Here is a 22174-nt window from a genome sequence, read left to right on the forward strand (position 1 = left end):
GGTGCCACGAAGTACTACGGTGTGTGTTGTGGCTGACCACAAGCTCACCGTCGAAGACCTCCTGCGCTCCCCCGCCCTGCAGCTCCGCCTGCTCGCCGGGGAGGCGGGGCTGTCCCGCTCCGTGTCGTGGGCGCACGTCAGCGAGCTCGACGACCCCACGCCGTGGCTGCTCGGGGCCGAGGTCATCATGACCACCGGCATCGGCCTGCCGCGCGCCGCCGCCCGGCAGCGCGCCTACCTGCAGCGGCTCGACGACGCCGGCGTCTCCGCGCTCGCCCTGTCGGCCCAGCTCCACGTGCCGCCGCTGCATCCCGCCTTCTTCGAGACGGCCGAGGAGCGCGGGATGCCGGTGCTGGAGGTGCCGCTGGCGGTGCCGTTCATCGCGATCGCTCAGGAGGTGGCCGCGGCGCTGCAGGAGGACGCCAGCCACCGGCTCGGCGCCCAGCTCCAGGTCTTCGGCGCGCTGCGCTGGCTCGCCGCCGAGGACCTCGACACCACCACCCTCTTCAAGCGCCTCGAACGCCTGTCCGGCTACGACGTCTACCTGTCCACCCGCAGCGGCCGCCCCCTGCTGCCCGGCATCCCGGTGCCACCGCTCGACGTGCTGCCCGCCGAACCCGACGCGCCACCCACGATCCCGGGCGGCTTCGTCCTGCCCGTCTCCGCCCCTGGCGGCCCCGCCGGGCACCTGGTGGCTCTGGAACGCGAGGGCGCCCGCCCCGCCGGCCTCGCCGTGGTCCAGCACATCGCCACCGTCGCCGCGCTGCAGGTCGCGATGGCCCGCCACGAACGAGAGACGCTCCGAAGGGAGGGCGCGGAAACCCTGGCCGAGCTGCTCCAGGACCTCCTCGACCCGCCCGCCGCCCGCCGCCGTCTCGCCCGCCTCGGCCTCCCCATGGACACCGACACGGTCCTGCTGGTGGCCCGCGACCTCCCGGAAGGCTTCACGGGCGGGGTGCGAGGCGGAGCGGACGAGGCGCTACGCCGCGCACTCGACGACCTCCCGCACCTGATGCTGCGCCGAGGCGACGACCACTACGTCCTGGGCCCGCCCGCCATCGCCTCGGTGGTGGCCGCCGTGCCGGGAGTGGCCGCCGGCCTCAGCCGCCCCTTCCCGCCCGGCACATCCCTGAGAGTCGCCCAACGGGAAGCCGTCTGGGCCGCCACCAACGCCGCCGAATCCGGCAAGCCGTTGGTTCACTACGGCGACGACACCACGGGCCGCTGGCTCCCCGACGACCCGGCCACCCTGTCGGCCCTGGTCGGCCACGTGCTGGGGCCGGTGCTCGCCTACGACGAGGCCCATTCGTCACGGCTGCTGATGTCCGTACGGGTGTGGATGGAACGCAACCGGCACGTGGAGGACGCCGCGTCCGCCCTCCACATCCACCCCAACACCTTGTCCTACCGCCTGCGCCGCTTCACCGACCTGACGGGCCGCGACCTCACCTCGACCAGCGCCTTCGCAGAGGTCTGGCTGGCCATCCGCGCCGCCCGCCAGCTGGGCCTCCTGGGCCCCTGACCTCACCCGAAGACGTCGTCGACCGACTCGGCGGTGATCGCTCTCCTGAAGCACCCGCGCAGGACGTCGAGGTCCTGGCACGACGTGATGCGCCGCCGCACCTCGTCGGACACCATGAGACCCCGAAACTCGAGCACCTCGAGAACCGCCTCGGCCCTACCCTGGATTTTGCCCTCGGCGAATCCTTGGATTTTGCCTTCGGCGAGGAGGCCCTCCACGTACTTGCCCTGGTACGGATACGTCATCGTGCCCATGCCTCGCTACTCACCGTCGCGACGCGGCTCCCGAGGTCACCCGAAGATGTCCTCAGCCGACTCGACGATGAGAGCCCTGCTGAAGCACTCGCGCAGGACGTCGAGGTCCTGGCACGACGTGATGCGCCGCCGCACCTCGTCGGACACCGCGAGGCCCCGAAGTTCGAGCGCATCGAGAACCGCCTCGGCCTTACCTTGGAGCTTGCCTTCGGCGATTCCGAGGGTCTTGCCTTCGGCGAGTCCGCGGGTCTTGCCTTCGGCGATGAGGCCCTCCACGTACTCGCCCTGGTACGGATACGTCATCGTGCTCATGCCTCGGTTCCACTCTTCCTGTGCGTCACCCAGTAGTGACAGATTGACATAGCGAGCGTACCGCCACGCCTGCTCCGTATCGATGTGATCCAGCGCCTGTTGCAGGACGGCGAAGATCGTGGCGAACTTCGGGTGTTCGCTCTGCGTGATGGCGGAGATGATCGCCAGGCCGATGTTCTCTGTGGCCTGGGCGAGGTCGGTGATGACCGGGGTGTTGCCGGCGTGGATGATGAGGGCCTTGAGGATCAGCCCCGGGTGGCCGGTGTGGATCTCGCGAGCGGCCCAGCGGGCCGCCTTCCTGGTCGGGCAGATGACGACCAGGCAGGCCGGGCACCGCTCACGCGCCCGGAAGTTGGCGATGTACTCCAGCCACGCATAGAGCTTGTCATCGTCCTGGTCGCGCTGCGTCTCGACGATGACGCCGAATTTCTCCTCTCCCGTGCCGTAAAGGATGGCGTTGTCAGCCCGGCAGACGCCGGGGTCAGCTTCCGAGAGGTCGGGCGAGGCGAGTCGAGCCGCGCCCTCCTTCGGGACGGGAAGGTCGAACAGCGCCCTCAGCATCTCGCGGGTGTATTCGAGATTAAGGGTCGCGATCTTGTTCAGACCTTCATGTTGGGCCGTGACCATGGCCGAAAGATTACTACATGCGTTCGAGTCATTACTCAGAGTTTACGCAACTGGATGGTCGCGATCTCCCAGGGAGCCAGCGGAAGGCGGACGGCGCCGTCGGTGACCTGCAGCGGAGCGCCGGGGCGGCCTCTGAGGTCGGTGTGACGGGCCTCCCGGACAGTGGAGATGACCGCTTCCGTGGGGTTGGGGGTCATGGCGACGACGCGGAGCTCCAGCCAGCCGTCGCGGTCGCGCAGCGAGGTCATGACCACCCCGTCGCCCGTGACCGACAGGCCGGGGGCGGGCTGCGGCATGGGCAGGGAGCGGTCGCCGAGTCCTGGCACCACGAGCAGGTCGTGACGGAACGCCTCCGCGTGGGGGACGACCTTCTCCCATGACCCGAGGTACGGCATGAGCGCCAGGTTCACCGTCCGCAGCCCTCGCGACTGCGCCGCAGGAGTGGGCAGCTGAGGGCCGGCCGGCTCGGGGCGCAGGGTGTTGCGGTTGCGGGAGAGGTAGCCGACCGAGCGCAGCAGGGTGAGCGCCAACTCGTCGTCGTTCACCTCGTACTCGGTGACGTGCTCAAGGAGCGCGGCCACGCCGCCCGCGGCGACCCAGGAGGAGGCGGGGAAGGTGGGCAGCGGGGTCTCGCCGCAGCCGCCCTCGGAGGTCAGGGGCCGGGTGACGACCGCGAACTGCCCCTCCGCGTGCGACTCGGAGGCGGGCGTGGGCAGCGGGACGTGGAAGCGTACGCGATGGTCGTCGCACCGGTTGTCGAACTCGACGCGCAGCCGGACGAACGGCTCGCCCGCGCGCAGCTCGACCCGCATGGTGACGACGATCTCCTCCATCTCGGCGCGCCGGTTGAGTGCGGGCACCTCGGGGATGCCTTCGATCGCCTCGGCGGCGGTGGGCCAGCGGTAGGTGCGGCGGACGTCCACGGCGGCGACGATCGGCCCGCTGAGGATCATCTCGGTCTCGACGCTCACCGGCTGGGAGACGACGAGGTCGGCGCGCGGCGGCGCGTAGTTGTAGGTGTCGCCGACGTCGCCGCCGTCCACGATGCGGCCGGCGCCGGTGATCCTGGTGCCGTTGTCGCCGACGATGTCGAGCAGGCCGTCCTCGGCGATGGTGACGCGCACCAGCCCGTTGTCGAGCACCTGGGCGTCGCCGCGGACGGGCAGCGGGGCGTCGTCGGAGCGCAGCCAGCACGACGGGTGGTGCTCGCTGGGCAGCGGTTGCGGCGCGTCGGGGTCGTAGACCTCGTCGCGAGGGGCGGGCCTGACCGTGGTGTGGCCGAGCGGCGGCGCGGTGACGAGCGCGGCGACGGTGCGGCGCTGCTCGGCCTCGATGCGGACGCGGGTGACGCCGTCGATGGCGGCCCGCAGGTCGTCCACGTCGAAGACGACGGACGTCTCGCGCGCCACGGTGAAGGTCAGGGTGTCGTCGTCGACCTTCCAGTCGGTGATGTGCTGGCCGTACAGCTCGGTGCCGTGCACGAAGCTGAGCGCGACGGCCGGGTCCATCTCCTGGTCGAGCAGGAGCGTGGGGGCGTACTCGATGGGCTGGGTGGGCAGGGCCTCGCCGGTGGGGTCGGCGATGGGGTCGGTGCCCTCGACGTCGAGGATCACGACGCCGGAGCGCGTCTGGGGCGTCGGGTTGACGATGACGACGGAGTCGGACGGCGCGGCCTCGGCGAGCCGGGCGGTCACCATGTCGCGGACGGCCTGCCCGAGGTGCTCGGCCTCGGCGATGCGGGCGGCGACCTGCTGGGCGGTGTCGTCCACGCCGCAGCCGGTGACGGAGTCGTGGCCGCTGGCGTCGACGAGCCGCCACCAGGCCATGTCGAGGAAGCGTCCTGGCCACTCCTCGCCCCAGAGCGCGGCGAGCGGCTCGGCGTAACGCTCGACCATCCGCTCGGCGCGGCCCATGGCCTGCTTGACGTGGGCGCGCACGGAGATGACGCCGGGCAGGATGTTGGCGCGGGCGTGGGAGCGCAGCTCGCCGTGGACCTGCGGCAGGCCGTCCACGTCCCCGGAGTACGCGCCGATGTAGCCGGACAGGGTGTCCATGCGGGCGCCGATGGCGGCCACCATCTCGGGCAGGCCGCGTACGGGGGCGGAGTGGTCGGTGCCGTACATCGCGAGCAGCGACCCCTCGGGCCCGTGCCACTCGCGCATGGTCCTGACGAACGCCGCCGCCCGCTCCTTGAGCCCCTCACTGTCGTGGAACAGGTGGGCCCCGTTGCCGTAGCCGCCGGCGGGCAGGTATTGGGTGCGGATCGCGGTGCCGTCGGGAGCGGTCCAGGCGAAGGCGTCGGTGGTGACGGAGGACGGCACGCCGCGGTAGACGCAGGCGTGCAGCAGCCCGGCCTTGCGCAGGATCTGCGGCATCTGGGCGGTGTGGCCGAACATGTCGGGCAGGTAGCCGACCGGCATGGCGCCGCCCAGCTTGTCCGCCCTGTCCATGCCGAGCTCCAGGTTGCGGATGATGTTCTCGCCCGAGCACAGGAACTCGTCGAGCAGGATCTGCCACGGCCCCACGGCCAGCCGCCCGGCCTTGACCAGCGCGGCGATGCGGTCGCGGTTCTCCGGACGCACCTCCAGGTAGTCGTCCACGCAGGCGAGCTGGCCGTCGAGGGTGAAGTGGTAGTCGGGCTCGCGCTCCATGGTGTCGAGCACCTCGTCGAGCAGCGCCACCAGACGCAGCCTGAAGCGCTGGAAGGGCTCGTACCACTCCCGGTCCCAGTGGGTGTGCGGTACGACGACGATCTCCGTGCTCACGCTGCTTCCCCTCCAATGGGCAGTCCGTGCTGTACGGCGTAGCGGGCCGCGATCCGCTGTGCCGTGACGATGTCCTCGAGCCCGCCGCCCGCGTCGGTGAGCGGCGGCGTGCCATCGTTCACGTAAGCATGGAAGGCGGCCAGCTGTACCTCGAATGCCTCAGTCACCTCGCGCCATTCCGCACGGCTCTCGCCCGGGGTGACCACGGTGAGCGTGGTGGGGGCGTTCATGAGGTAGGGCGAGGGGAAGACCAGTTCGAGTGAGCCGCTGTCGTGGTGGATCGCGACGGTCTCGCGGTAGGCCGGGTAGTCCTCCAGGTAGTGCCAGCGGAGGGAGAACCTGCCGGTCTCGGGCAGGGGTCCGGAGATCTCGATGGAGCCGGGCGTCTCGCCCCACGTCTCGACGTACGAGATGTCGGCGGGCGAGCCGGTGAAGCGGCGCAGCAGCGACAGGTCGTGGCAGATGGAGCCGAGCGCGACCCCGTACAGGTCGCGTACGGCCTTCGGCGCGTCGGCACCGAGCGCCTGGGAGACCAGCTCGTCCTCGGCGGCCCGCAGCGAGGCCAGCAGCCCGGAATCCACGTCGCGGGCCTGGGTGAGGTTGGCGAAGGCGAGCTGCGACTCCCCGCTCGGGTGCAGCACGGTCACCTCGACGGCCCTGATGGCGGCGGGCCCGCCCAGCTCGGCGAGCAGCTTCTCGGCGCGGCGCACGGCGGGGTCGTACTGCTTCATGTAGCCGACCATGAGCCGCCCTTCGGGCAGCGCCGCCACCTCGGCCCTGGTCAGGGCGAGCGGCTTCTCGCAGAGCACGGCGTAGCCGGCGGACAGCGCTTGCCGCACGGTCTCGCCGTGGGAGCCGGACGCGAGCACGACGACGGCCTCGAACCCGCCGTCGGCCAGCATGTCGGCGACCGCGGTGTAGCGCTTGCCCGCGCCCAGCCGGTCGCCGACGGCGTCGGCCAGCGTCCGCGACAGGTCGCAGACGGCGACCACCTCGAACAGGTCGCGGCGGCGCGACAGCAGCGGCACGTAGACCGCCTGGGTGACGGCGCCGCAACCCACCAGCGCGATTCTCACAGTCCCAAGTCCTTCAGCTTCTGGCGGTTGGCCGCCTGGTCGGCGATGTTCTGGGCGACGCTGCGCCGCCCCGGCAGGGTGTCCTGCTCGACGATGACCCAGCCGGAGTAGTCGATCTCGTCGAGGGTGCGAATGACGGCGGGCAGGTCGAGCTCGCCCTCACCGAGGAGGGCGAAGCCGCCGCGGCCCATCAGCTCGCGCAGGTCCACGCCGTCGGCCAGAGCCTGGGCGAGGATCTTGGTGTCGCCGTCCTTGATGTGCACGTGGGTGACCCGGCTCGCCCACGTGCGCAGGCATTCGACCGGGTCTCCGCCGGCCAGCAGCAGGTGGCCGGTGTCCAGGCAGAGCTCGACGTCGGTCAGCTCGAGCAGCCGCTCGACGTCGTCGGGCGTCTCGACGTACGTGCCGAGGTGGTGGTGGTATGCGGGCTCGAAACCGCGCTCGCGGCAGCGGTCGGCGGCCTGCTGGATGCGGGCGGCGTAGGCCGGCCAGTCGGCGGCGGCCAGGCCGGGAGCGTTCCCGCCGGGCCGCGCGAACCGCTCGGGCGTGCCGGGCGCGGCCAGCGTGGGCCTGGGCGGCAGGTCGCCCTCGGGGGCGGCGGCGAAGAAGTCGAGCGCGCTGTCCAGCCCTACCAGGTCCTGCTCGAACGCCTCCGCGTCGTGGTAGCGCAGGTCCACCCAGCCGCCCGCGAGCAGCAGCCCGGCGCCGGACAGCCGCTCGGCCAGCTCGGAGCCGGTGCCCAGGTAGCCGATCGGCCCTGAGTCGATGCCCTCGTAGCCGGCGTCGGCCAGGGCGCGGACCATCTCGTCGGCGGTCAGCGGCGGCGGGGCGTCGCTCAGCTCGAACACGCCGAAGCTGACGGGGGCGTTCGCGACTTTCCTCACGCGCATAGCGCGATCACCTCGTTCTCGTGGGTTTCCAGCCGGTGCGGCCCGTCGATGGCCGGCAGCAGGGCGCGCTCGCCGCGGACGACCTGGCGGGTGCCGTCGGGGCGGACCAGGACCAGGCCGTCGGCGTCCAGCGCGAGCAGCTCGTCGCCGAGGCGCAGCAGGAGCGGCGCGTCGGGGCCCGCCGAGACGGCGGTGCGCCCGGCCCTGACGGCGTCCAGCACCGCTTCCGTGCCGGGGACGGTGCCCTCGGCGAGCACCCAGGTCGTGGGCGCGCCTGGCAGGCCGTCGGAGCCGTGCCGGTGGAAGTCGCTGCCGCCGATCACGATGACGTCGTCGCGCCAGGCGTCGGCCCAGGCGAGCGGCGCGCCCCAGCGGCGGTCCCACCAGCCGGAGTGCCACACCTCGGCGACGCGGGGACGGCGCTCGATGGGCTGCAGCCAGGCGCAGTCGCCGCCGAGCGGATGGTTGATCGACATCACGCCGCCGGCGCGGTCGGCGTGGTCGTGCCAGGAGTCGACCGGCCTGCGGAAGTCCACCCAGCCGACGTCGCCGAACACGTTCGCGTGGCCCCGGTCGGTGGTGACCTCCTGGCCGGGCAGCAGGTGGATGCCCCGGTCGATCTTGCCGAGCCAGGGGTGGTGGCTGACCGTGTTGTGGTCGGTGACGGCGAGGAAGTCGAGGCCGCGCCCGTGGGCCAGCTCGGCCAGCTCGGCGATGGTCAGGCTGCCGTCGCTGTGCACGGTGTGGGCGTGGAAGTCGCCGGCGAACCAGCGCAGGCCGCCGGCGTCGGGGATGTCCCTGCGGGGCGGGCGCTCGCCGTGCGGCGGCTCGGCGACGACGGGCTCCGGCGGGGCGACGCGCTCGCAGGTGATGTCGAGCGTGTAGTCGAGGCCCTGCGGCGGGATGCGGTGCAGCCGCAGCCACACGTTCCAGGTGCCGGGCTCGGGCTCGCCCGGCAGGTAGCCGGGGGTGGCCCAGTCGCGGGTGATCGTGTACTCGTCACGCGCGCCGCCCGACCAGCCGCGGAACCCGTCCGGCGCGCCGCAGCCGAGGTCGAGCACGCCCCGCGACCTGTCGTAGGACAGCTTCACGTGCACGGCGGCGGTGCCGGGCGGCACCTCGAACGGCACTTCGCGCAGGATCCGCTCCAGGCGGTCGTCCAGCGACCAGTGGCCGGTGGTCATACGAGCTCTCCGTTCCGGTAGACGAGCGCGCGGTCGCGGCGGGGCACGGCGAAGCCGTCGTCGCCGACGGCGGGCTCGCTGCCCTCGGGCACCACGGCCTGCACGTTCACGTCGTTGACGTCGAGGGTCACCAGGTGGGAGGCGCCCAGGTTCTCGACGATGGCCACCTTCCCGCCGAACGCCCCGTCGGCGGGCGCGGCGGAGTAGGCGAGGTATTCCGGACGTACGCCGTACACGATCTTCTCCCCGTCGGACAGCAGCCCCTCGGCCGAGTCGGGGACCGCGACCTTGCAGCCTGCCACGTCCAGCGTGTCACCTCGTACGGTGCCGTCGAGCAGGTTCATCGGAGTGGACCCGATGAACGCGGCGACGAACGTGTTGGCCGGCCGCTGGAACACCTCGGACGGCGTGCCGATCTGCCGGATGTGCCCGGCCTCCATGACGGCCATGCGGTCGGCCATGGCCAGCGCCTCGGCCTGGTCGTGGGTGACGAAGACGGTGGTGACGCCCAGCTCGCGCTGCAGCTTCTTGAGGAACGTCCTGGCCTCTAGGCGCAGCCGGGCGTCGAGGTTGGACAGCGGCTCGTCGAACAGGAACGCCTGCGCCTGCGTGGCCATCACCCTGGCCAGGGCGACGCGCTGCTGCTGCCCGCCGGAGAGCTGGCCCGGCCGCCGGTCCATCAGGTGCTCCAGGCCGAGCCGCGCGCCCACCTCGGCGGCCTTGTCGCGGCGGATGTTCTTGGCGACCTTCTTGATGCGCAGCGGGTAGGCGATGTTGTCGGTGACGTCCATGTGCGGGAACAGCGCGTAGTCCTGGAACACCATGGCCACGTCGCGGCCGCCCGGCTGCACGCCCGTCACGTCGCGCTCGCCGATGACGACGGCGCCGCCGGTGGCGGTCTCCAGGCCGGCGATCGTGCGCAGCAGCGTGGTCTTGCCGCAGCCGGAGGGACCGAGCAGGGCGAAGAACTCGCCGTCGGGGATGGCCAGGTCGAGCGCGTCGAGCGCTGTCACCCCGCCCGGGTAGACCTTGGTCAGCCCGCGTAGTTCGATGGCGGCCATTAACGCTTGATCCCTCCGTGGAAGCGGAAGCCGTACTTCTTGCTGACGAACAGGTACATGAGGACCACCGGGATCGAGTAGAGCAGCCCGAACGTGGACAGCATGCTGAGGTTGGCCTGCCCGCCCTCGGTGTACAGCGTGTAGGTGATCACCGCCGCCGGCTGTTTCTCCACGTCGCTGAGCAGCAGGTACGGCATGAGGAAGTTCCCCCACACGTTGGCCACGGCCCACACGGCGATGGTCGCGAGCCCGGGCCGGACGAGGGGCACCACGACGTGCCGGACGATCTGCAGCGGCGTGGCCCCGAAGACGCGGGCCGACTCCTCGTACGACTTCGGCGTCGAGTCCATGAAGTCCTTGAGCATGAAGATCGCCGCGGGCAGCAGGCCGCCGGTCAGGATGAGGATGAGCCCCAGTTGCGAGTCGATGAGGTTCAGCTCCACCGCGAGCTGGAACAACGGCACCATGGCCGCCGTGCCGGTGATGATCGACGACAGCAGGAGCAGCGCGTACAGCAGGGCGTCGCGGCCGGGCAGCCGCACCCGGCTGAGCGCGTACGCGGCCAGCGCCGAGAAGATCACGACCAGCGCGGCGGTTCCGACCGACAGCACGACCGAGTTCCACAGCGACGGCAGCGCGTACGGGTGCTCGATGACGGCCTGGAAGTTGTCCCAGGTGAAGTCGGGCAGCCGCACCTCGTAGGTGGGGTCGGAGGTGAAGGGCGCGGTGACCAGCCACAGCAGCGGGATCGTGAAGAACGCCAGCAGTACGGCGATCAGCGTGTAGAACCCGATGCGGCCCAGGACGAATCGCGTCATTTCTTGCTCCTGAGCAGCCGCAGGTAGAACACCGCCACGACCAGGTTGATGAGCAGGATGATCGTGGAGACGGCGGCGCCGTAGCCCAGCTCGCCGCCCTGCAGGGCCACCTTGTAGACGTGCACGGCGAGCACCTCGGACTTGCCGTCGGGGCCGCCGGCGGTGAGCAGGAACGGGCTGAAGTCGTTGAACGTCCACAGGCTGATGAGCAGCAGGTTCGTCAGGATGTGGCCCCTGATGTGGGGGAAGACGACGTCCCTGAGCTGCTGCCAGCCGGAGGCGCCGGCCAGGCGGGCGCTCTCCAGGTGGGAGGGCGGCACGTTGCCGAGGGCGGCGCCGTACAACATCATCGAGAACGCGGTGCCGCGCCAGGTGTTGAACACGATGATCGACAGCATCGGGTGGTCGAGCAGCCAGGCCATGCCGGGCATGCCGAGCAGCGCGTTGAGCGTGCCGCCGTCGCGGTCGAGCAGCGCCACCCACAGGAACGCCACGATGGCGCTGGGCAGGATCCAGGCCAGGATGACCAGGCCCTCGACGACCCGCTTGAGGGGGCCGCGCTTGTCGCGCAGCAGCCAGGCGATGGTGAAGCCGAGCCCGACCTGCCCGATGACCGCCGAGCCCAGCACGAACTCGACGGTGAGCCAGGTCGAGCTCCAGAACGTCGGGTTCGCGATCGCGTCGAGGAGGTTGTCCAGCCCGACGAACTGCGGATCCGCCGCGGCGATCCCGGTCAGGCGGTAGTTGGTCAGGCCGAGATAGAGCACCCACAGCGCGGGGAAGACGAGGAAGGCCGCGATGAGCAGCAGGGCTGGGGTCATGAAGACCCCGGCCCTGGCCTTGCCCAGGCCCGCCGCGTCCGAGCTGTAGCGGGCCTTGCCGCTCTCGGTCGCTACTTCAGGAGGCGATGTTGCCTGCGCCACCGACGATTCCCTCAAGCTTCTTCTGGTAGTCGGCCGCGGCCTGGTCGGGCGCCGTGCCGCCGGCGACCGCCGCGGTGGCCTCCTGCAGCGCCACCGACACCTGCGGGTAGACGGCGACCGGCGGGCGGTAGGCCGTCACGGGGAGCACCTTCTCCGAGATGTACGTCAGCAGCGGCTCTCCGGCCAGGATCTCCTTGTTGACGTCCGAGCGCGGGGTGATGCGCACGTTGCCGTCCTTGGTCTCCTCCTTCAGCGCCTCAGGGGAGAGGGTGAAGGCGGCCAGCTCGAACGCCTCCTTGGGGTGCTTGCTGTTGGGGTTGACCGTGCGCAGCGCGCCGCCGGACATGCTGACGAAGTCCTGGCCGCGGATGCCCTTGCCGGGCTCGATGGCGGGGATCATCGCGTAGCCGACGACCTGGTCGCGGTCGGCCATCTTGGCGACGCCCGTCTTGGGGTTGACCACGCCGCGCCAGAAGTAGTCGCCCTCCATCAGGATGCCGATCTTGCCGTCGGCGAACTGCTGGAACGACTTGTCGCGGCCCTTGGCCTCCTGCTGGAGCTTGGGGTCGCCGAGGCCGCCGCCGTAGATCTTCTGGTAAAGGCCGAGTGCGTCCTTGAGCGGCTGGGACGCGCCGGTCCACTTGCCGTCCTGCTGCACCTCGCCGCCCGCGCCGGCGAGCAGCGGCAGCACGCCCTGCATGGAGGTGGCCTCGCCCATGGCGGTGCCGGCGTTGATCTGGATCGGCACGGGCACGCCCGAGCCCTTGAGCTTGGCGCCGGCGTCGAGGATCTCCTGCCAGGTCGTCGGCTGCCAGTCGGCGGGCAGCCCGGCCTTGGCGAAGAGGTTCTTGTTGAAGTAGAGGACGCGGCCGTCGGTGCCGACGGGCAGCGCGTACTTCTTGCCGTTGAACTCGGTCATGCCCTGCACGGCCTCGGGGATCTGGCCCCAGCCGTCCCAGTTGTCGGCCTCGGGTCCGACCAGCTCCGACAGCGGCTTGAGGTAGCCGGCCTCGGCGAACTCGCCGGCCCAGATGCCGTCGATGTCGATGACGTCCGCGCCCTTGCCCGACTTGAGGTCGAGCGAGAGCTTGGTCTTGTACTGCTCGTCGTCGACGCCGCTGGGTACGAACTTGACCGTGACGTTCTTGCCCTTCGCCTTCTGGGCTTCCTCGAACTTGGGGATCACCCAGTCGGCGATGTGCTGCGCGGCGGCGGCGTTCTTGCCGCCCGCGATGGCGTTCTGGGTGATCGTCAGCTCGATGGCGTCACCGCCTTCGCCACCGCCGGAGGACTGGCCGCACGCGGCGAGCCCCAGACCGGCCGCGGTGATGACCGCGACCACACCCAATGACCGTTTCCGCAATGCCATGCAAACCCTCCGACGTGTCCATAAAGGGAGGCAGCCATGGGCCAATATGTCATGACATTCAGATGACGTAAAGACCTGGCCATGATCAAGGAAGTGCCCACATGCTGCGCCTTTTCCCAGGCAGGAGCGATCTTCACGACCCGGCGCCCGCAGAAGTGAGCGACGGGGTTTCGGACGGGGCACACAGCGCAACATAGCGGACATCCGAATGTCATGACAATATGCCATAGTGTCGAGGGTAAGCTCCGTCCCTGGAGGTGCTGTTGTACGACCTGATCACGATCGGCCGCTGCGGCGTCGACGTCTACCCGCTGCAGACCGGGGTCGGCCTGGCCGACGTCGAGACCTTCGGCAAGTTCCTCGGCGGCAGCCCCACCAACGTGGCCGTCGCCGCCGCTCGCCACGGGCTGCGCCCCGCCGTGATCACCGGAGTGGGCGCCGACCCGTTCGGCGACTACGTACGCCGGGCCATCCGCGGCTTCGGCGTGGACGACGCCTTCGTCAGCACCATCGAGGGCGCACCCACCCCCGTGACGTTCTGCGAGATCTTCCCGCCCGACCACTTCCCCATCTACTTCTACCGCGGCGAGCATCCGCCGGACCTGCGCATCGAGCCGTCCATGCTCGACCTCGGCGCGATCGCCCGCACCCCGCTGTTCTGGTTCTCGCTGACCGGGCTCAGCAAGGAGCCGAGCGCCGCCGCCCACGCCGCCGCGCTCGAGACGCGCACCTCCGGCTGGACCGTCTTCGACCTCGACTACCGGGCGAGCCTCTGGGAGTCGCGCGAGGCCGCCCACGAGGCCGCGCGGCGCGCGCTGCCGCACGCGAACGTGGCCGTGGGCAACCAGGAGGAGGTGGAGGTCGCGGTCGGCGTCCGCGACCCCGAGGGCGCCGCGCAGGCGCTGCTCGACGCCGGCGTACGCGTCGCGATCGTGAAGATGGGCCCCGAGGGCGTGTTCGCGCGCACCGCCGAGGAGAGCGCACTGGCCGAGCCGATGAAGGTCGAGGTCGTCAACGGCATCGGCGCGGGAGACGCGTTCGGCGGCGCCGTCTGCCTCGGCCTGCTGCGCGGCTGGCCGCTCGAACGCACGCTGCGCTTCGCCAACGCCGCCGGCGCCTTCGTGGCCGCCCGCCTGGCCTGCGCCGACGCCATGCCCACCACGTCCGAGGTGGACGACCTGCTGAACGGGGCCCGCTCGTGAGCGACATCACGCTGCCCAAGGCGGCCGACTACGGGCGGCTCACCCACATCCGCGCCACCAGCCCCGGCGAGATCGCCGCCGCCGCGGCCCGCAGGGAGCGGCGCGGCCTGCCCGGCGAGGGCGAGCGGCTGCTCATCATCGCCGCCGACCACCCGGCGAGGGGCGCGCTCGGCGTGCGCGACCGGCCGCTCGCCATGGCCAGCCGCGTCGACCTGCTCGACCGGCTGCGCGTGGCGCTGGCCAGGCCCGGCGTGGACGGCATCCTGGCCTCCCCCGACGTCCTGGAAGACCTGCTGCTGCTCGGCGCCCTTGAGGGCAAGCTCGCCTTCGGCTCCATGAACAGGGGCGGCCTGGCGGGCTCGGCGTTCGAGCTCGACGACCGCTTCACCGGCTTCGACGCCGACTCCATCGACGCCATGCGGCTCGACGGCGGCAAGATGCTCTGCCGCATCGACCCGTCCGACCCCGCCACGGTCGCCACGCTGGAGTCGTGCGCGCGGGCGGTCAGCGACCTGGCCAGACGGCGGCTGGTGGCGATGGTGGAGCCGTTCTGGTCGGGCCGTAACGAGTCGGGCGTCGTACGCAACGACCTGTCCCCCGACGCGGTGATCAAGGCCATCAGCATCGCCCAGGCGCTCGGCGTGACCTCCGCCTACACCTGGCTGAAGATCCCCGCGGTGGCCGAGATGGAACGCGTCATGGCCGCCACCACGCTGCCCGCGCTGCTCCTCGGCGGCGACCCGCCCGACATCGACGCCGCCTACGCCGACTGGCACCGCGCCCTGAGCCTGCCCGGGGTGCGCGGCCTGGTCGTCGGGCGCGCCCTGCTCTATCCCCCGGACGACGACGTGGCGGCCGCGGTCGACGGTGCCGCGGCCCTGGTGCGAGAGGTTCGTGCATGACCTACCTTCCTCACGGCAAAGCCGCCCGCGACCCCTGGACGGTGGAGGTCACCCCGTCCTCGGCCGGCTGGACGTATTCCGGGCTGCGGGTGACGGACCTGGGCGAGAGCCCGGTCACGTTCGAGACCGGCGATGAGGAGCTGCTCGTCCTGCCGCTGGCCGGCTCGTGCACGGTCACGATCCCCGGCCAGAGGTTCGAGCTGGCCGGGCGGGCCTCCGTCTTCGACGGGCCGTCCGACTTCGCGTACGTGCCGATCGGCACCGAGGTGACGCTGACCGGCTCCGGCCGCGTCGCACTGCCCTCGGCGCGCGCCACCCGCAGGTTCGACCCGCGCTACGTGCCCGCCTCCGAGGTGCCCGTCGAGATCAGGGGGGCCGGCCAGGCCAGCCGCCAGGTCAACAACTTCTGCGCGCCCGACGCGTTCGAGTGCGACAAGCTGATGGCCGTCGAAGTGCTCACCCCCGGCGGCAACTGGTCCTCCTACCCGCCGCACAAGCACGACACGCCCAACCCGGGCGAGGCGGTGCTGGAGGAGATCTACTACTTCGAAGTCGCCGGCGACGGCCTCGGCTACCAGCGCGTCTACTCCTCCGAGCGGGGCCACATCGACACGCTCGCCGAAGTGGCCTCGGGTGACGTGGTGCTCATCCCGTACGGCTACCACGGCCCCTCCATGGCCGCGCCCGGCTACGACCTCTACTATCTCAACGTCCTGGCGGGCCCCATGGAGCAGCGGTCGATGGCGTTCTGCGACGACCCGCGCCACGCCTGGATCCGCTCCTCCTGGGCGGGCCAGGACATCGACCCCAGACTGCCGTTCGGGAGGACGTCATGATCCGGTTGACCGTCGCGCAGGCCGTCGTCCGCTTCCTGGCGCAGCAGTGGAGCGAGCGCGACGGCGTCGAACGCCGGTTCTTCGGCGGCGTCGTCGGCATCTTCGGCCACGGCAACGTGGCCGGCGTCGGCCAGGCGCTCGCCACCTCGGACGACGAGCTGCCCTACTACCTCAGCCGCAACGAGCAGGCGATGGTCCACACGGCCGCCGCCTACGCCCGCGCGAGCAACCGCCTGTCCACGCTGGTGTGCACCGCCTCGATCGGCCCCGGCGCCACCAACATGATCACCGGCGCGGCGGGCGCCACCATCAACCGGCTGCCCGTGCTGCTGCTGCCCGGCGACATCTTCTCCACCCGGGTGGCCAGCCCGGTGCTGCAGGAGCTGGAGGACCAGCGGTCCTTCGACGTCTCGGTCAACGACTGCTTCAAGCCGGTCTCCCGGTTCTGGGACCGCATCAACCGGCCGGAGCAGCTGCCGTCCGCGCTGCTCGCCGCCATGCGGGTGCTCACCGACCCGGCCGAGACCGGCGCGGTGACGCTGGCGCTGCCGCAGGACGTCCAGGCCGAGGCGTACGACTGGCCGGAGGAGCTGTTCGCCCGCCGCGTCTGGCACATCCCGCGGCCCAGGCCGGAGCGTGCGGCGCTGGCCCGCGCCGCCGCGCTGCTCCGGTCGGCCGAGCGCCCGCTCATCGTGGCCGGCGGCGGCGCCATCTACGGCGAGGCCACCGGCGCCCTGCGCGCGTTCGCCGAGGCGCACGGCGTGCCGGTGGCCGAGACGCAGGCCGGCAAGGGCGCGCTGCCGCACGGGCATCCGCTCGCCGTCGGCGCGGTCGGCGCCACCGGCACCACGGCCGCCAACGCGCTGGCCCGCGAGGCCGACGTGATCATCGGCGTCGGCACCCGCTACAGCGACTTCACCACCGCCTCCCGCACGATCTTCGCGCCCGGCGCCCGCTTCGTGAACGTCAACGTCACCGGCTTCGACGCGGCCAAGCTGTCCGGGCTGCAGCTCGTCGCCGACGCCCGCGAAGGGCTGAACGACCTGTCCGAGGCGGTCGCCGGCTGGAGCACGCCCGACGGCTACCGCGAGCGCGCCGCCGAGCTCAACCGGGCCTGGGACGCCGCCGTGGACGCCGCGTACGCCGTGGAGCGCACCCCGATCTCGCAGGCCGCGCTGATCGGGGCGGTCAACGCGGCGGCCGGCGACGACGGCGTGGTGGTGTGCGCGGCCGGGTCGATGCCCGGCGACCTGCACAAGCTCTGGCGGCCCAGCGGCCCGGGCAGCTACCACGTCGAGTACGGCTACTCCTGCATGGGCTACGAGATCGCCGGCGGGCTCGGCATCAAGCGGGCGGTGCCGGAGCGCGAGGTGTTCGTGCTGGTGGGCGACGGCTCCTACCTGATGATGGCCCAGGAGCTCGTCACCGCCGTCGCCGACGGCGTCAAGCTCATCGTGGTGCTGGTCGACAACTCCGGCTTCGCCTCCATCGGGCGGCTGTCGGAGAGCGTCGGCGCCGAACGCCTCGGCACCGCCTACCAGGCAGGCGACGGCGGCCCGCTGCCCGTCGACCTCGCCGCCAACGCCGCCAGCCTCGGCGCGACCGTGCTGCGCCCCGAGTCGGTCGCCGACCTGCGCAAGGCGCTCGACACGGCGCGGTCGGCGAGCGAGACCACGGTCATCTACGTGCCCACCGACCGCCTGGCCGACGACGTGCCCTCGTCCGAGGCGTGGTGGGACGTGCCCGTGGCGCAGGTCGCCACCACCGACGCCACGCGGACGGCCAAGGAGGAGTACGCGGCCGGCAAGCGCTCCCAGCACGCTCACCTGGCGCCGCCCGCCTAGCCATGATTGCCCCCGATCGGCCTGGGGAACTCCTCTGACCAGGCACGATCGGGGGGCGTGGGGATGAAGCCGTGGCGGCTGCTCGGGTGGATCGCGGTCGTCGCGGTGGTCCTGTTCTGTCTCCATCACCTGCGTACGGTGGCGCTGTCCATCGTCATCGGGGTCTTCCTGACGGCGCTGCTGGTGCCTCCTGCCCGCTGGCTCAGGTCGCGCGGCGCCGGGCCCGCCCTGGCCACCGCCGTCGCCTTCACCGGCGGCCTGGTGGTGGCCGGTGCGCTGTTCGCGCTGCTGGTGCCGCCCACCGTGGCCAGCCTGACGGAGCTGAGCGCGAGCGTCGGCAAGGTGCTCGACGACCTGCACCGGCTGGCGGTCCGGCTGGGGTTCGACGACCGGCAGCTGCTCGCGCAGGCGCGCGACTACCTGTCCTCGCGCAACCGGCAGATCACCACCGGTGCGCTGGCCGGGGTCAGGACGGCGGGCGAGATCGTGGTCGGCGCGGTGCTGGCCGTCATCCTGTCCGTCTACTTCGTGCACTCCGGTGACCGGCTCTTCCACTGGCTGACCGCCCTCGCGCCCGCCCCCGCGCGGCCCAAGCTGGCCGAGACAGGGGCGCTCATCTTCACCGTCATCGGCCGCTACATCAGGGGCGTCGCCATCGTGGGGCTGGTCGACGGGTTCTTCATCGGCGTCGCGCTGTGGATCCTCGGGGTGCCGGTGGCGCTGCCGCTGGCGGTGCTGACGTTCGCGGGGGCGTTCCTGCCGGTGGTGGGGGCGTTCGTCGCCGGGCTGCTGGCCGCCGTGGTCGCGCTCGTCGCCAAGGGATGGCTGGTCGCGCTGATCGTGGTCGCCGTGACCGTCGCCGTGCAGCAGCTCGAAGGGCACGTGCTGGCGCCGCAGATCTACGGCAAGGCGCTCGACCTGCCCGGCGCGGTGATCCTGGTGGCGATCGCGGTGGGCAGCGTGGTGGCCGGGATCGCGGGCGCCTTCCTCGCCGCGCCGGTGACCTCGGTCATCGTCGCCTTGCTGCACCGCGCCCGCGCCGCCGAAGAACCACCCGGCCACGAACCCCCAGGCCGCGGCCCACTCGGCCCCGGCCCGACCGGCCCGCCTCCGCAGCCTGCGGGCCCGCACGGAGACCCGCACGGCACACCCCAGCCCGGCCAGGAACCCCCGAATCCTGGCCCCGGCGGTCAGGAGCCGGGCAGGCTGCGGCCGGTCACCGAGTGCTCGTGAACGCCGTTCAGAGGAGGAGTGCGAGCTCCAGCTCGTGCCGGATCGGGATCCCGTCCGACTCGGCCGGGATGTCCGGCTTCAGGTCGCGCGCCCGGTCCACCGCGTTCCGGTGGAGGGCGACCAGGTCGAACCCGTAGCGCTGGTAGAAGCGCAGTGCGTGGGTGTTGTCGTTCGTGGTGATCAAGGTGAGCCTGGAGAGCCCCTGCGCGACCGCCGCCGCCCGTACGGCGTCGAGCAGCGCCGCACCGACCCCCTTGCCCGGCACCACGGCATTGATGGTGATGATCTCCAGGGAGCCGCCGCGGTCGGCGTACGTGAGCACCCCCGCCACCTCCCCGTCCAGCGCGGCGACGAAGCCGGGCAGCGCGGCGGCGTCGATCAGCTCGCCGCTGCCCAGCGCCATCACGGTGGTGCCCGCCCAGCTGTCGGTGAGCACGCGGGCCACGACACGCTCGTCCTCAGGACCGATGGGACGCACGGATATCGCCATGGCCCCCATTATGTGACGTATGCGATGGGTGACATTCGACTGTTACGGCACTTTGATCGACTGGCGGCACGGCATCCGCACCGGCGCCGAGCTGGTGGCCCCGGGGCAGGGCGAGCGGCTGCTGGAGGCGTACACGCGGCACGAGCCCGAGGTGCAGACCACGAAGCCGGTGCTGCGCTACCGGGACGTGCTGGCCGAGACGCTGCGCAGGGCGTGCGCCCAGGAGAAAGTGGACCTGGCCCCCGACGACGCCTCGATCCTGGGCGAGACGATCCCGTACTGGCCGCCGTTCCCCGACGTCGCGGCCGGGCTGGCGGAGCTGCGCGCGGCGGGCTGGCGGCTCGCGCTGCTCACCAACTGCGACCGCGACCTGGTGGCCGGTGCGCTGCGGCGGCTGCCGGTGCCGTTCGAGGCGGTGGTGACGGCGGAGGAGGCGGGGGCGTACAAGCCGGAGCTCGCGCACTTCGAGGTGTTCAGGAGCGCGTACGAGCCGGAGGCATGGGTGCACGTGGCCCAGAGCTACTTCCACGACCAGGTGCCCGCGCACCGGCTCGGCCTGCCGCGCGTGTGGATCAACCGGCTCGGCCATGAGCCGGAGGACCCGTCGGTGATCCAGCGCGTCCAGCCCGACCTGCACGGCCTGCGCGCCGCCGTCGAGGCCGCGTACGACGAGGCGGCCCGCTAGGAACGCTGATCGAGGACGTCGGCGATGCCCGCGAGGAACGAGTCGACGTCCGCGATCAGGTAACCGGCCCTGAACAGCACGGTCGAGAACTTCGCCGTCCGCACCTCCTTGGCCGTCACCGGGTAGTCGGTCGTGCCGCGCAGCGTGGCCACGATGCGGTCGAGGAAGGCGTCCACCTCGTCCTCGTTGTAGCCGGTGCCCATGCGGCCCGAGCGGAAGCCGACCCGTTCGACGCGGGCGGCCTGCGTCTCGAACCACTCCTCGCGCAGCATGTCGCCGGTCGGCTCGGCCATGGCGAGCCGGACGGGCCGCTTGGCCTGCGTCTCCAGCGCCACCACGAACGCCTCCAGCGCGAAGTCCACCGCGGTCTCCTGGTAGCCGCCGCGCACGGCGCGGAACGTCGCGCTGCGCACCTCGTCGGCGGTGACGGGCTCCATGAGGTGGGAGCCCCGGCCCAGGGTCGACTCGATCCGCCCGATCAGAGCGTCGACCTCGACGGGGTCATAGCCTGAACGCATACCCATGACGCGTGGAAAGCGGTTCAAGCCTCACTCCTCTTGAGATGTGCTGGGGTGTCTCCATTGTCGGACCTTTATCCCGGCCCTGCGACCCGACATATACGGTTACAGGATCATGCGTCTGTCCAGAGTCTCCTTCCGATATCGAAGACGTGACCCTCTCGTCATCGAAGAGGCCGACACACGTCTCGCGCCGGGTGACGTGATCGAGCTGACCGGCGCCAACGGGGCCGGTAAGTCCACCCTGCTGCGCCTGCTCGCCGGGCTCGCGAAGCCCACTGCGGGTGCGATCACCGAACGTCCGGCGGTCGTCGGCTTCGCCCCCGACCGGTTCCCCACAGGGCAGCCGTTCACGGTGACCGCGTACCTGCGGCACATGTCCCGCGTCCGCGGCGGCGCCCGCTGGGAGCCCTGGGCCGAGCGCCTCAACATGGGCCAGCTCCTCGACACCGCGCTCGGCGACCTGTCGAAGGGCAGCGCCCACAAGGTGGGCCTGGCGCAGGCGCTGATGGCCGAGCCGGGGCTGCTGATCCTGGACGAGCCGTTCGCCGGGCTCGACGCCGACACGCGGGCGGCGCTGCCCGCGATCGCCGCCGAGGTGGCCGGGCGGGGCGGCATCGTCATCGCCTCCGACCACCAGGGCGGCCTGCGCGACCTGCCCGGCCTGCGGCAGTGGGCCATGGTGGACGGCCACCTCAAGGAGGGCACGATCGCCCCCGCCGCCGTACGCGCCCACGCCACCGTGGAGGTCACCCTGCCCGCCGAGGAGGTGCCGGGCTTCCTGGCCAGGATGCGCGAGGACGGCTACGCGGCCCGCAGGATCGAGGAGAGCCCATGATCGCGCTGGCCGTCTACCGCGTCGCCGGGTACGTCCGCTCGCACCGGGTCTACCAGGCGCTGCTGCTCACCCTGGCCATGCTGGCGATCCTGCACGGCAGCCGGGCCCCTCGCGGCGAGGAGGCCTCCGTCCTGGCCGACGGGGCCGTGCTGCTGATCCCCGTGCTCGCCTGGGCAGCCCGCAGCCTGCTCGACACCGAGCCCGACCGGCAGCGGGAGATGTCGGCCGTCCAGGTGGGCGGGCGCGGCAAGGAGGTGGCCGCCGGACTGCTTGCGGCGTTTGCGGCGTGTGCGGTGTTCGCGGCACTCGCCCTGCTCTGGGCCCTCCTGCTCGGCGTCACGGAGCGCCCCTCATCGGGCGTGCTGGCGGCGGCAGTGCTCCTGCACGGAGTGTCGGCCCTGACCGGCACCGCCCTGGGCGCCCTCACCAGCAGGGCCGTGCTGCCCTCACCGGCCATCTCGATCATGGCCCTGGTGCTCGGCTACCTGGCCATGCTCCTGCTCAGCGCCACCGCCCCGGCCTGGCTCACCGTGCCGCTGATCGGCTGGATGAAGGCCGCGAACGCCGGCGACCTGGTGACCCGCCTGCCGGAGCTGGGCGCGATCTCCCTGGCCTGGTGCGCCCTCGCCCTGACCGCCTACACCTGGCTCCGCCGCACCCGCACGTAACCTCGACCTCGGCCCTTCGACCAGGCGCCACCCCGCACGGGCCCGCGCGGCGCTTTCCCGCACGGCGCTTTCCCGCGCGGTCCGGTTTCTGTGCGGTCCGGTTTCTGTGCGGGCCGGTTTCTGTGCGGGCCGGGTTTCTGTGCGGGGCTGGGCGGGT

21 protein-coding genes are annotated in these 22174 nt (G+C 71.8%); 9 read left to right on the forward strand and 12 right to left on the reverse strand.

Annotated elements, in window-relative coordinates:
• The first annotated feature begins 28 nt into the window (after positions 1-28).
• Entirely contained in the window at positions 29-1522 is a 1494-nt protein-coding gene (locus AB0K12_RS44685; RefSeq protein ID WP_364574758.1) for a PucR family transcriptional regulator ligand-binding domain-containing protein, read from the forward strand.
• Positions 1523-1524: 2 nt separating this feature from the next.
• On the opposite strand, the gene AB0K12_RS44690 is transcribed toward AB0K12_RS44685, so the two are convergent.
• Genes AB0K12_RS44690 through AB0K12_RS44735 form a run of 10 tightly spaced genes read right to left on the reverse strand, consistent with a single transcriptional unit; the run spans position 1525 to position 12801 of the window.
• On the reverse strand, positions 1525-1776 hold the full coding sequence (locus AB0K12_RS44690) for a hypothetical protein (RefSeq protein WP_364574760.1): 252 nt from the start codon (positions 1774-1776) through the stop codon (positions 1525-1527).
• 36 nt (positions 1777-1812) lie between these two features.
• Positions 1813-2715: a hypothetical protein gene (locus tag AB0K12_RS44695; protein ID WP_364574762.1), complete on the reverse strand. Its 903-nt coding sequence runs from the start codon at positions 2713-2715 to the stop codon at positions 1813-1815.
• Positions 2716-2750: 35 nt separating this feature from the next.
• Positions 2751-5480: a glycoside hydrolase family 38 C-terminal domain-containing protein gene (locus tag AB0K12_RS44700; protein ID WP_364574764.1), complete on the reverse strand. Its 2730-nt coding sequence runs from the start codon at positions 5478-5480 to the stop codon at positions 2751-2753.
• The gene (locus AB0K12_RS44705) at positions 5477-6556 is read right to left on the reverse strand and encodes a Gfo/Idh/MocA family oxidoreductase (protein WP_364574766.1); all 1080 of its coding nucleotides are present in this window, start codon (positions 6554-6556) and stop codon (positions 5477-5479) included. The genes AB0K12_RS44700 and AB0K12_RS44705 overlap by 4 nt, the downstream gene beginning before the upstream one ends.
• Entirely contained in the window at positions 6553-7446 is an 894-nt protein-coding gene (locus AB0K12_RS44710) for a TIM barrel protein (RefSeq protein ID WP_364574768.1), read from the reverse strand. The genes AB0K12_RS44705 and AB0K12_RS44710 overlap by 4 nt, the downstream gene beginning before the upstream one ends.
• Complete coding sequence (locus tag AB0K12_RS44715; RefSeq protein WP_364574770.1) at positions 7437-8630, reverse strand: CehA/McbA family metallohydrolase; 1194 nt, start codon at positions 8628-8630, stop codon at positions 7437-7439. The genes AB0K12_RS44710 and AB0K12_RS44715 overlap by 10 nt, the downstream gene beginning before the upstream one ends.
• Positions 8627-9691, reverse strand: coding sequence for an ABC transporter ATP-binding protein (locus tag AB0K12_RS44720; RefSeq protein ID WP_364574772.1), 1065 nt, complete (start codon positions 9689-9691; stop codon positions 8627-8629). Before AB0K12_RS44720 ends, AB0K12_RS44715 begins: the two co-directional genes overlap by 4 nt.
• Positions 9691-10509 (reverse strand): carbohydrate ABC transporter permease, encoded by an 819-nt coding sequence (locus tag AB0K12_RS44725; RefSeq protein ID WP_364574774.1) that lies wholly within the window; start codon positions 10507-10509, stop codon positions 9691-9693. Before AB0K12_RS44725 ends, AB0K12_RS44720 begins: the two co-directional genes overlap by 1 nt.
• Positions 10506-11432, reverse strand: a complete 927-nt coding sequence (locus tag AB0K12_RS44730) for a sugar ABC transporter permease (protein ID WP_364574776.1) — start codon at positions 11430-11432, stop codon at positions 10506-10508. Before AB0K12_RS44730 ends, AB0K12_RS44725 begins: the two co-directional genes overlap by 4 nt.
• Positions 11407-12801: an extracellular solute-binding protein gene (locus tag AB0K12_RS44735; RefSeq protein ID WP_364574778.1), complete on the reverse strand. Its 1395-nt coding sequence runs from the start codon at positions 12799-12801 to the stop codon at positions 11407-11409. Before AB0K12_RS44735 ends, AB0K12_RS44730 begins: the two co-directional genes overlap by 26 nt.
• A gap of 257 nt (positions 12802-13058) precedes the next feature.
• Here AB0K12_RS44735 and iolC point away from each other — a divergent pair, with 257 nt between their 5' ends.
• The 5 genes from iolC (at position 13059) to AB0K12_RS44760 (ending at position 18818) form a co-directional block, all read left to right on the forward strand.
• Positions 13059-14003: a 5-dehydro-2-deoxygluconokinase gene (iolC, locus tag AB0K12_RS44740; protein WP_364574780.1), complete on the forward strand. Its 945-nt coding sequence runs from the start codon at positions 13059-13061 to the stop codon at positions 14001-14003.
• Positions 14004-14074: 71 nt separating this feature from the next.
• The gene (locus AB0K12_RS44745; RefSeq protein WP_364574855.1) at positions 14075-14905 is read left to right on the forward strand and encodes a deoxyribose-phosphate aldolase; all 831 of its coding nucleotides are present in this window, start codon (positions 14075-14077) and stop codon (positions 14903-14905) included.
• The gene (gene iolB, locus AB0K12_RS44750) at positions 14902-15741 is read left to right on the forward strand and encodes a 5-deoxy-glucuronate isomerase (RefSeq protein WP_364574782.1); all 840 of its coding nucleotides are present in this window, start codon (positions 14902-14904) and stop codon (positions 15739-15741) included. Before AB0K12_RS44745 ends, iolB begins: the two co-directional genes overlap by 4 nt.
• Positions 15738-17585: a 3D-(3,5/4)-trihydroxycyclohexane-1,2-dione acylhydrolase (decyclizing) gene (gene iolD / locus AB0K12_RS44755; RefSeq protein ID WP_364574784.1), complete on the forward strand. Its 1848-nt coding sequence runs from the start codon at positions 15738-15740 to the stop codon at positions 17583-17585. The genes iolB and iolD overlap by 4 nt, the downstream gene beginning before the upstream one ends.
• 63 nt (positions 17586-17648) lie before the next feature.
• Entirely contained in the window at positions 17649-18818 is a 1170-nt protein-coding gene (locus AB0K12_RS44760) for an AI-2E family transporter (protein ID WP_364574857.1), read from the forward strand.
• Positions 18819-18825: 7 nt separating this feature from the next.
• Here the strand turns inward: AB0K12_RS44760 and AB0K12_RS44765 are convergent, their stop codons facing one another.
• Entirely contained in the window at positions 18826-19308 is a 483-nt protein-coding gene (locus AB0K12_RS44765; protein ID WP_364574786.1) for a GNAT family N-acetyltransferase, read from the reverse strand.
• A 19-nt stretch (positions 19309-19327) separates the two neighbouring features.
• Between AB0K12_RS44765 and AB0K12_RS44770 the strand changes: the two genes are divergently transcribed.
• On the forward strand, positions 19328-19993 hold the full coding sequence (locus tag AB0K12_RS44770; protein ID WP_364574788.1) for an HAD family hydrolase: 666 nt from the start codon (positions 19328-19330) through the stop codon (positions 19991-19993).
• Here AB0K12_RS44770 and AB0K12_RS44775 read toward each other — a convergent pair.
• A complete protein-coding gene (locus AB0K12_RS44775; protein WP_364574790.1) occupies positions 19990-20511 on the reverse strand; it encodes a DivIVA domain-containing protein in 522 nt (173 codons plus the stop codon). The genes AB0K12_RS44770 and AB0K12_RS44775 overlap by 4 nt on opposite strands.
• A gap of 115 nt (positions 20512-20626) precedes the next feature.
• On the opposite strand from AB0K12_RS44775, the gene AB0K12_RS44780 reads away from it, so the two are divergent.
• Positions 20627-21349 carry an ATP-binding cassette domain-containing protein gene (locus AB0K12_RS44780; protein ID WP_364574792.1) on the forward strand — a complete coding sequence of 241 codons (723 nt, stop codon included), beginning with the start codon at positions 20627-20629 and terminating at the stop codon, positions 21347-21349.
• On the forward strand, positions 21346-22017 hold the full coding sequence (locus tag AB0K12_RS44785) for a hypothetical protein (protein ID WP_364574794.1): 672 nt from the start codon (positions 21346-21348) through the stop codon (positions 22015-22017). Before AB0K12_RS44780 ends, AB0K12_RS44785 begins: the two co-directional genes overlap by 4 nt.
• Positions 22018-22174: the final 157 nt, after the last annotated feature.

Source organism: Nonomuraea sp. NPDC049419, assembly GCF_040676995.1.
In the GTDB taxonomy this organism is placed as follows: domain Bacteria; phylum Actinomycetota; class Actinomycetes; order Streptosporangiales; family Streptosporangiaceae; genus Nonomuraea; species Nonomuraea salmonea.